The organism is Pirellulales bacterium, from assembly GCA_035533075.1.
In the GTDB taxonomy this organism is placed as follows: domain Bacteria; phylum Planctomycetota; class Planctomycetia; order Pirellulales; family JAICIG01; genus DASSFG01.
In genome coordinates, this window is the sequence record DATLUO010000155.1 from 1 (window position 1) to 8,613 (window position 8,613).

The 8,613-nt window shown below is 63.5% G+C and carries 5 protein-coding genes; all 5 read left to right on the top strand.

Annotated features, from left to right (window positions below; translation table 11 throughout):
- The coding region (locus tag VNH11_19690; protein ID HVA48598.1) for an RHS repeat-associated core domain-containing protein at positions 1–1,507 on the top strand (1,507 nt) is incomplete at its 5' end.
- A 49-nt stretch (positions 1,508–1,556) separates the two neighbouring features.
- Positions 1,557–3,755, top strand: a complete 2,199-nt coding sequence (locus VNH11_19695) for a hypothetical protein (protein ID HVA48599.1) — start codon at positions 1,557–1,559, stop codon at positions 3,753–3,755.
- 124 nt (positions 3,756–3,879) lie between these two features.
- Positions 3,880–5,388 (top strand): hypothetical protein, encoded by a 1,509-nt coding sequence (locus tag VNH11_19700; GenBank protein ID HVA48600.1) that lies wholly within the window; start codon positions 3,880–3,882, stop codon positions 5,386–5,388.
- A gap of 309 nt (positions 5,389–5,697) precedes the next feature.
- Complete coding sequence (locus VNH11_19705; GenBank protein HVA48601.1) at positions 5,698–7,056, top strand: hypothetical protein; 1,359 nt, start codon at positions 5,698–5,700, stop codon at positions 7,054–7,056.
- A 7-nt stretch (positions 7,057–7,063) separates the two neighbouring features.
- The gene (locus VNH11_19710; GenBank protein ID HVA48602.1) at positions 7,064–8,239 is read left to right on the top strand and encodes an iron-containing alcohol dehydrogenase; all 1,176 of its coding nucleotides are present in this window, start codon (positions 7,064–7,066) and stop codon (positions 8,237–8,239) included.
- Positions 8,240–8,613 lie beyond the last annotated feature (374 nt).

Here is an 8,613-nt window from a genome sequence, read left to right on the forward strand (position 1 = left end):
GGACGTCTACTTCTACAATAACGACGACGCACTAAAGCAGCACGTTCATTACGTTTACGATGTTTTCGACAACCTGATCGAGCGCGATCTCGACCCGACCGGCACCGGCAGCTACACGCAAATCGTGCATTACATCTGGGACGGCGGCGAGAACGGCCCCGGCAAGGGGAACATCGTGTTGGCCTTCAACGGCAGCGACCAGCTCATCGCGCGTTACCTCAACGGCCCCAGCACCAGCGCCTACGACCAGTATTTCACCGACTTGGCTGAGGAGGATGTCACATCGACATCCAGCCCCGGCACGGTCACCTATCCGCTGCTCGACGATCGGGCCAGTGTCGTCGACACGGTTGACGCCAATGGGAATCTCGTCAATCACATCGTTTACGTCGCCACCGGCGCCGTCTGGTACGAGAGCAATCCCGCGGTGTTGCACATCGCTGGCTGGCAGGGCGCTTACACCGATTCGACGACCGGCATGGTGAAGTTCGGCGCCCGCTGGGAATACATGGCCGACGCCTTCTGGGCAAGTCCGGATCCGATCGGGTTGCTCGGCGGCACCAATTTGTCCGCGGTCGTGTTCAACGACCCGGCGAATTTGGCGGACCCGAGCGGATTGTACACCCCGCGCCCCGACCACCACATCGTGCCGCAGGCGGTTTTTAACGGGATCGGCGGGTTCAGCAAGGACGTCATTGACGTATTCAACAACAACACGTTTGATCTTCTATACAACCACGGCAATGACACCTGGGATGGCGTCACGCATCCCTCGTACAGCGGCGCCGTGCGCGAAGAGTTAATGCGCGTCCTCGGCGGCGGAACCGGCAAGCAGCTAAGGGCTGCCGCCAAAGGGTTCAGCCCTGCGCAAGCGCAGGCATTCGTCGACGCAATCCTCGCGGGTAAATGTCCGTCCGGCGCCAACGCCAAAACGTGGGATGCCATCAATAAATACCTTGTTGGAATGGCAAAGAGCGATCTCATCGCGGCGGCGGCGCGTGCCGAGGGCAAAGTCGAGAACATAGCGGATCTGAAGAAGCTGGCCAGGCTTGCGGATGGGACGGGCAGTAACACCAAGGTGTTGCCTAAGGATCTCGAATCTGCTGCCGCGAAGGCTTTTTACAAAAGCTGGCTTGCGCCCGGTGCGACCGGAGCACGCTTCCGTGCGTTGGCGTTAAAGGGGGCATTAGTAGCCAAGATCGCACGTCCCCTTGCCGCCTTGATCGCCCTTGGGAAGTGCTCAAGCGCACTTGCAAACGGCGACGTCGCGGGCGCAGCCTATGAGGCCGCCGACGGGATTTTCGCGGCGAAGCTCGCCGAGGAACTCGCGACCACGGCGTTGGCTCCGGCTGGCAAGTATTTCGACAACGCGCTGGACACCGGGCAAATGAATCATGCGCTAAGGCGCTTCAATAACGACGCCATGAGTCCACTGGACCGCGAGAACATGCGCAGAGCGATTCAGGGTCCGCGCCCCTACCAACCACCGCGCAGTCCGTTTGAGTGATTGCGACTTCACGACGCGGAGCACGATTCTTACGGAAACGGTATGCACAATGACGGACGAACGCAACAAACCCGTCGCCTGGCCCTACGAGGCGCCAAGCGCATGGGCCGGTGAAGGGTGGTTGGACATTTTTGAAGTCGGCCCATATTTCTGGGGGGGTGTCGGGTTGCCGCGATTTTGGCGCGAGGCGAATCGGATCTGGATCGACGGTATTGATGGGCATAGGCGTCTCGTTGGCGTGTTGGTGGAAACTATCGACGATTTTGAGGGGTTAGACGGGCTCCTAACGGATGCGACGGGCGTAACGCTTTGGTTCAGTTCAACAAGCTTTCGCCACGCCGCCGGTATTCGGCATGCGGATGCAGTCGAGACCGTTGTTGTTCTGGACGCCAGGGATTTGGTTAATCTTTCGCCGATTAGGGTTTTTACCCGTCTACAGGCGGCCTATCTCCAGGATGCGAGAATAACCGATTTAGGCGATCTCCTCGATCTGCGTGACCTGCGCGCCCTGTTTCTCGACGGGCTGGAGTGCCTGCGCAGTTTCAAAGCGGTCGCGCGAATCGCCAGCTTGCGTCATATTGGCATGCGGACCGGCGAGTACCCGGATTTGCGACCAATTGGGGAATTAGGTGATCTGATTTCCCTGACTCTGCATGAGGATACCAGCGACGACGAGTTTGGCGCGATTGCAAACGGATGCCGGCGCCTGCAGCAACTGGTATGTTATCGCGCGGTCAAGTTGCGGACGCTCGCGCCTTTGCGGGACTTGGCAAGGCTCGAAACGCTGGAGGTAAGTGGAACGCATGTTGAGGATTTCCGCGCGCTGGAGAGTCTTACGGAACTTCGGTCGGTTGATTTATTCAACAACGACAAGTTGCGCACATTGACTCCGTTCTTGTCGATGCCTCGGCTTTGCCGGTTCGAGCTCGCAGCATGCACGGGGCTAACGGACTTTGCGGCATTGCAACATATGCCGCGGTTACGATCGTTATCGTTGCCTGATACGGTTGCAGAAGAGGGCTTGCGTGGAATCACGAGTGCCTGCCCCAACCTGGAGCGGCTTGAGTTCGGCACGCCCATTGGCTTCAACAAGGCGGACGAGCCGGAGATCGACGCAGCGTCGGTAGAGGATTTGAAGCATTTGCGCGTGCTCCGAATCTGGCGCCCGTTGCGGAACGCCGATGCGCTCGGAGGGCTGCAGAGTCTTGAGGTTCTACATATTATACTCGCGCGTCGGTGTCGCGACGTGTCGTTTCTAAGCTCGCTAAAGCTCCTGAATGAACTTTTTCTCCACTTAGATGGGGAAGTAAACGGGACGGACGCGATCGGCAAATTGCATCAGTTGCAATCGTTAACGATGGCCTTCGGGCCGTTTGACGCGCTGGCACTTGCTCCTTTACAGCGGCTTATATTCCTTAGGATCAGAGGCGGTACAGGCCTAGCGAATGTCGAAGTGTTGGGCGAGCTGGCAAACGTGGTCATTGTGTCAATAGAGGACTCGACGTTTGAACGGCTCTGGAAAGTGTCCGCGATGAGCGCTCTTGCGTCGCTGACCGTCACTAAGGGGCAGCTCAGGGATATCGGCGGCTTGGTCGATGCGCAACGGTTGCGATACTTGAATCTCGAAGGGAACAAGCATTCTCTCGACCTGTCGCCGTTGGCTAGGTTGACGGACCTGCGGAAGCTCGATATTTCAGCTTTTGAGTCGCCATATGACCTCGCGCCCTTGCGTGCGTCGCCGCGGCTTGCGGAGCTGCGCGCGACCTACTGCAATTGGCTTACCAGTGCCGATCTCGTGCGACTGGCCGGCGCGCCTAAACTTACATCGCTTTCGCTGGACGCCTGCGACAAACTCGACGACGTCGCGCCGCTGGCCAAGCTGGCAACGCTGGAGAGCCTCAGCCTTAATTGGTGCTCCGAGATCAGCAACATCAGACCTATCGAGAAGCTCGGCGAGCTACGGTCGCTGGGGCTGAGCGGTTGCGACGGCATACGCGATTTCCGACCGATCGGGCGACTTAAGCGGCTTGTTAACCTGACGCTCGACATGACTGAGCTGCGGGATGTGTCCTTTGTCCGCGCGCTTCCCGACTTGCGCTACATTGATGTCTCGCAATGCTGGGAACTAGGCGACATTTCACCGCTCGTCGGTCTGAGGGCCAAGGGGTGCGTCGTTCACATCGCGCACCGACAACAAGAGCTGGACGAGTTGGACGCTAGAGCCGGAGCGACAACGCGCAAATCGTGACCGGCTACAACATCGAGGGCGAAGTGGTGCGGGTCACGCAGCCCCCGCTCGTCTCGGGCGGCCAGCCCCTGGTGACGACGAACGGGTCGGAAAAGGTGGCAGGAACCGTTCTTTTGAGGTGCGGATGAGAAAATGGACGGGAAAATGGGACGCAGCACAAGCGACAACGCTGGCCACCGAGGAGAGCACGGCCGACGAAGGGATGACCGCCGCGGTGGGCAACGACCTGGAAGATTTTATGCTGGGCACGGCGGAGAGCGACCAGAACTGGGCGACCAATGCGGGCGGCCCGCTGGAACAGTTCCAACAGGCGCTGGGCGACGACGAAGTGACCGCCGTCGGCAGCGTCTCGCAGGCCGAGGCCGGCTACGCCGAAGGCCAGGCCCAGAACCAGGAAACCGACGCCCAGAACCTCGACGCGCAGTCTCCCCGCGGGCAGAACACCTTCAACGCCCTGTGTGCGCACGCCGATGAACAATGGCTGCAGGACGTGGCGCCCACCTTCGAGAACGACTCGAAACAGGTGGCGCAAGACGACGCCAACTATCAAGACGCGCTGGTGGACGATGCCGTGAGCGAGGCCCAGGGCGAAGCGTCGGCCGAAGTGAACTACGCCTCGGCGGAAGGGCCGGCGGTGGCGACCGAGCTGGAGACGGTCGACATGGCCCAAGACCAATACGCCGAACGCCTGACGGCCAACCTGGGCCTGGACGCCAAAAACACCTCTCAGGGCGACGCCACGCAGGACACGTCGCTGGCCACGGTGCAAGCGGCCTACACCACGGCCGCCGCCCAGGCCGACGCCGACCACCAGACCTGGCTGGCGCAAAATGTGGCCACCGCGCCGCCGCCGCCCGACCCGTCGATCGTCGAATCGGCCGACGCCCAGCTCGCGCTCTCCAAGGGCGAGGCCGACGCCAATCTGGCCTGGAGCAAATCCAAAGATCTGGCCGACCAGAAGTTCCCCACCGCCGACGCCGAAGACTGGGCAGCCACCGTCGATGACGAAGGGAAAGCCCAATTCGATTATGCGCTGGCCGACGACCCCGCCACGGCCAGCGACGAATTGGCGGTCGCCGTGGCCCAGGCCGGCCAGACGACCTCCGACACCGGGGCCGACGCCACGCGGGGCGAAAGCGACGCCGGCGCCACCGGCGGATTCGAGCAGGCCGAAGCCAGCGACGACGCCACGGTCATGGCTTGGCTCTCTCAGCAGCCCGGCCTGGAGGTGCCCGCCCCCAACAGCGGCACGCTGACGCCGTCGCCCTGGATGGCGTTCGAGGCGGAGCTGGCCCAGGTCCGCCCGCAATACGAGGCCGGCGCCGTGTCGGACGAGGAGCAGGCCGCGCAGACGGAGGGCGACGACGAAAAGACCTACGCCACGACCGACACGAACGCCTTTTTGAGCGAAGTGGCCACGCTGTTGGGCGACGACCTGTCGGCCGCCGTGGGCGGCACATCGGGCACGTCGGCGTCCGACGCGCTGGCCAGCGACGCCTGGAGCCTGGCTCGTCGTCAAGGAATGGCAACCGCGGCCCAACCTAGTGCATCTTTTCTGCTACCTCGGCGACCGCTACTTGACGGGCGACCGTATGCAGTACGCGCGGCAAGAAGAACTACGTGCGTTGCTTGAGGGCACCCGATTGATTAGCGTAGTGGGCCAATCGTCGGTGCCGCCCTGGTCGAATAATGTGGTTCTCTGGGCCAGAATTGACGACGGGACTGCGATTCAAACCACGCGCGGCCAATATACCCAAGGGCCTGGAGGCGGTCGTCCGCGACCTTCGCAGGCAGCTTCTGCGGCTCAAGGCGCAGCGCGCAGGGTAGCTTGCGTCTGGTTCCGCCAGGGCGCTACACCGCCAAGGGCGACCTTGCCACGGACCGGCTTTTTGCCTATCCTCCCGCCCCCGCTCGGTCACGTCGCTCGTTCCGCTGGTCGACCATGTCCCGTACACCGACAGTCCACCGACTGCTGCTGGCCCTTTGCGCCTGCGCGGGGTGCGCGCTGCCGGGAACGCGGCCAACGCCGAGCAAGGCCCTGGCAACCGAGTCGGCCGCCAGCAACCCCGAGAACGGACCGCAGGCCAGTTCCACCGGCACAGATGCGAGCAGTCCGCCGTCGAACGGCCCGGCCAAGGGCAACCCACCGCCGGTGGCGGCGACAACCGGCCCAGACGCCGCGAATGCAGTCCAAGCGCCCAAGTCGCCCGATCCGCGGGTGCTCGACGACGTGCTGGCTGAGCTGGCCGCGCTCGGTCCCCTGCAGCCCGAAGCGCAACAGCGGCTGATCGACGATCTGCGGAAAACCGATCCCGCCTACTGGCCGATGCTGGTGCAGACCTTTCGCGCCTCAATGGCCTATCGACGCCGCAATGCCGAGCGTGCGGCCGACAAGACGCCCGACGCGATGACGAAAGACAACCCCACCGCGGAAACGCGCGTCGTCAAAACATCAGCGACCGAGAGCGTGGGGGCGTCCGGCGCGGCGGCCGCGCCCTCCGCCCAGCCCTCCGACGGTCAACCTGCCGATGCGGCCACGCAGCCGGTTGCCGCCGACGCGGTCGGGCCGGCCGCCGGAAAGCCAGCCAGCTCGGCCACGTGGCAGCAGCACCTGCAGGCGGCCATCGGCGATTTGGAACGCCAAACAAGCCAGTCGCCGCACGACGCCGACGGCCTGGCCGATCAGGTTTATCTGCGACTGCTCGACCTGGCGGCGGGTCGGCGCGACGACGCCCTGCGGCCGATACCCGGCATCACGCCGGCCCAGCAAGACTATTGGTCGAAGCAGTTGTTTGCACTGAGCACCTATCTCGACGCCCAGCGCGTCACCGATCCCGGCCGGCGCGCGGCCGAGGCGGGCATCCACCTCGCGCGTGCCGCGGCCTCGCTCGCCGAACAAAGTCCGCTGATAGTACGAAACCTGGCGTTTTGCACCGACGTTCACAGTTACGGGGTGCTCAAGCGGTTCGATCCGGCGGAGTTCAAGCCGGGCCAGCAGATCTTGCTTTACGCCGAAGTCGAGAACTTCAAGAGCGAAGAATCCCCCCAGGGCTTCCATACTTCGCTGGAGGCGCATTACCAGATTCTCGACAGCCAGGGCCGCCGCGTAGCTCACGACGACCTGCCGCTGACCGAGGAGGATTGCCAGAACCGACGCCGCGATTTCTTCGTCCACTACTTTATCACGCTGCCCAAGTCGATCTACGATGGTGGTTACAAGCTGGAGCTGACCCTCGAAGACAAGCAGGCCAAGAAGATCGGCCAATCGACGATCGACTTCAGCGTCAAAGAGAAAAAGTAGCCGAGCCATGGAACTGTCGTACGACTTCGTCGCGCCTGCCCGGATTGCGTTCGGCTGGGGTCGGCGCCGCGAGGCCGGGCGGCTGGCCCGCGAGCTGGGACGCCGGGCATTCGTGGTCTGCGGCTCGCGCGCGCTGGAAACCAGCGGCACGCTCGACGAGCTGCTCGGCGGCCTGCGGCAAGCGGGTCTCGACGTGATTCGGCTGGCCGCGATCTCGCGCGAGCCGCGGGTGGCCGATGTCGACGAAACGACGCGGCGACTGTGCGAGGCTTCGGCGGGCGAAGGCGATTTGCTGTTGGCCATCGGCGGAGGTTCTGCCATCGACCTGGCCAAGGCGGCCGCGGCGCTGGCCACCAACCGCGAATCGCCGACGGTGCAAGACTATCTGGAGGGCGTCGGCCGCGGGCTGAAGATCGTGCGGTCGCCGCTCCCCTTGATGGCCATGCCGACCACCGGCGGCACCGGCAGCGAAGCGACCAAGAACGCCGTCATTTCGTGCTACGCTCCGCCGTTCAAAAAGAGCCTGCGTTCCGACAGCATGCTGCCGCGCGTGGTGCTTGTCGATCCGGAGTTGAGCGTGAGCGTGCCTTCCACCACGACGGCCTGGACCGGCATGGACGCCATTACGCAGCTCATCGAGAGTTATCTTTCCCGCTTCGCCCGGCCGCTGCCGCGGGCGTTGGCGGTTGAGGCACTTCGTGGAGCGTTCTCCGCGTTGCCGCAGGCGGTGGCCGACGGCGCCTGTCGCCCTGCCCGCGAAGCGATGGCCCACGCCGCGCTCGTTTCGGGCATGGCCTTGGCGAACTCCGGCTTGGGCCTGGCCCACGGCGTGGCGGCCGCCTTGGGCGTGCATGCGCGGGTGACGCACGGGTTGGCATGTGCCGTGCTGCTGCCCGTGGCCTTGCGCGTCAATCGGCCGCTTTGCGAAACGGACCTGGCCGAGTTGGCCCGCGGGGCGTTGGGCGGAACCTGGCGGTCCGACGCCGAGGCGGCCGACGCGCTGCTGTCGGCCATCGATCGTCTGGCCGCGGCCATCGGCGTGCCGAGGCGTTTGAGCGAGCTTGGCGTTCGCCACGAGCAGATTGTCGACCTTGTGGCCGGATCGCGCGGCAACAGCATGAACGGCAACCCCGTGCAGTTGAGCGACGACGAATTGAGCCGACTGCTGGAGTCGGTCCTCTGACCTATACTTCACGCGGCCGAGAATGAGACGTTTTGCCGTTCTGGGAGTTGTACCGTTTTTATGCCGCAGCCGTAGGGTGGGACCAGCGAGCTTGCGAGCGCCGGCCCACCGTAATCGACGTCGCCAATGGTGGGCCGGCGCTCGCAAGCTCGCTGGTCCCACCCTACGCTTCGCCGGAACAAAAACCGTTTAAGCAAAATACCGTGAACCCATTTCCAGGTTCAGGGTCCCTCTACTTTTTTTCGTGCGGCCGGCAGTAGGAAAGCGCGAGCAAGGCGTAGCCGGTGACGAGATTGGCGTCGCCTTCCAGCCAGCGGGCATTGGAGTTGGTCCACGAACCGTCTTCGTGCTGGCGCTTGGCCAACTCGGCCGCC